This is a genomic window from Candidatus Binatia bacterium (genome assembly GCA_036382395.1).
Taxonomy (GTDB): domain Bacteria; phylum Desulfobacterota; class Binatia; order HRBIN30; family HRBIN30; genus JAGDMS01.
The window spans coordinates 1-1,744 of sequence record DASVHW010000216.1; the positions used below are offsets into that span (position 1 = coordinate 1).

Here is a 1,744-nt window from a genome sequence, read left to right on the forward strand (position 1 = left end):
TTCTTTGCAGCCTGCGGCCGAGATGGCTGTTGATCTTTTCGACAACTGGTTTGATCCGATTGAGACCGAAGTGCGGGCTCGAGCGCGTGAGTTCATCGAAGAGCTGATCCGCGGCGAGCTCGACGCTGTGCTGGCACGCCCACGTTATGGGCGAAGTCAGATGGCCGGCAGTGAAGGAAGAGCGGGCGTTGCGGGCCACCGCCACGGCAGCCGGACGCGGTCGCTGACAGGCACGTTCGGCCCGATCGAGATCGCGGTGCCGCGCGCCCGACTGAACACCGCTGAGGGCAAGACGGCGGAATGGAAGAGCAAGGCGCTGCGGGCGTATCAGCGCCGCACGCTGGCCGCCGACGCGCTGATCGCGAGCACCTATCTGGCCGGTACCAACACGCGCCGGGTGCGCCGAGCGCTCGCCGCCTTGTTCGGCGGGGCGGTCGGCAAGGACACGGTGAGCCGGACGTGGCGAAAGGTGAAAAGCGACTGGGACGCATGGAACACCCGCTCGCTGGCCGAGGAGCCGATCGTACGGCTCATTCTCGACGGCACCGTGGTGCGCGTGCGGCTCGATCGGAAAGCCACCTCCATCTCGCTGCTCGTCGTTCTCGGCGTGCGCGCGGACGGCCAGAAGGTATTGCTCGCGATCAAGAGCATGGGCGGCGAGAGCGCCGAGGCCTGGCGCACTGTCCTCGACGACCTCATCAAGCGCGGGCTGCGGCGCCCCGAGTTCCTCATTGTCGACGGCGCAGCGGGGCTCGATAAGGCCATCGCCGCCGTCTGGGACGGAGTGCCGGTCCAACGCTGCACGGTTCATAAGCACAGGAACCTTTTCGCGCATGCCCCGGAGCGCCTGCATGATGAGATCACCGCGGATTACAACGACATGATCTACGCGACGACGTCTGAGGAGATTGAGGTTCGCCGCAAGGCCTTCATCCGCAAATGGAGGCTCAAACACCGTGCCGTCGCCGATAGTCTGGAGGAAGCTGGCGACCGACTCTTCACCTTCGCCCGTCTGCCGCCAAGCCAGTGGCGCAGCGTACGCACCACGAATGCGATCGAGCGGTTGCACGAGGAATTCAAGCGGCGGATCAAGACGCAAACCGTGCTGCCGTCGGCAGACACCGCTGCCATGCTGTTCTGGGCGTTGCTCGCCTCCGGTCAGATCAACATGCGCAAGGTTGATGGTTGGCAGACGCTCGCCACAAAGCCCATCGATCAGCCGATTGACCTTGCCGCCTGAAACGATACCTTCATGTTACCGGAGAACGCGCCACACCGAATTCCAACCACATTCAAGACGGCATCCACTGGCGCGTCGGTTGGCCGTGATCATGCACCGGATATGGGTTGACGGCACTGAGTTCCAGTGGACCCGGGAGGCCGCAGTGGCATGAGAACCACTTAGAATCAAACGCGATAGGAGAAAGCCCGAGATCCACCGAGCGGTGGAATGATGTCCCTCGCGGGACGATGGATGAGGTGAGTTCGTGAGTCCGCTTGAACCTGCTGTCAGTCTGACGGCAAGGCCGACCAAAAGATTGTTCCACCTTGTCTTCGAATCCCATACTGGAAGGGCCCTGGCGCCGAGTCCGAAGAGAAGCACGAGCCCGTGAGCGACATCGACACTGCAGTGGTGAATAGTCTGAAAGCGCTTGACCCCGAACGGCCGATTAGAGAAGCGGACGTGCCAGCCGTGCTGACGGATGTCTGCTTTTGGGGCTCGATCCGCGAGCTTCCGCCAACT

The 1,744-nt window shown here is 62.9% G+C and carries 1 protein-coding gene; it reads left to right on the top strand.

Going from position 1 to position 1,744, the window contains the following annotated elements; translation table 11 throughout:
• Positions 1-22: 22 nt before the first annotated feature.
• The gene (locus tag VF515_10005) at positions 23-1,240 is read left to right on the top strand and encodes an IS256 family transposase (protein ID HEX7407969.1); all 1,218 of its coding nucleotides are present in this window, start codon (positions 23-25) and stop codon (positions 1,238-1,240) included.
• Positions 1,241-1,744: the final 504 nt, after the last annotated feature.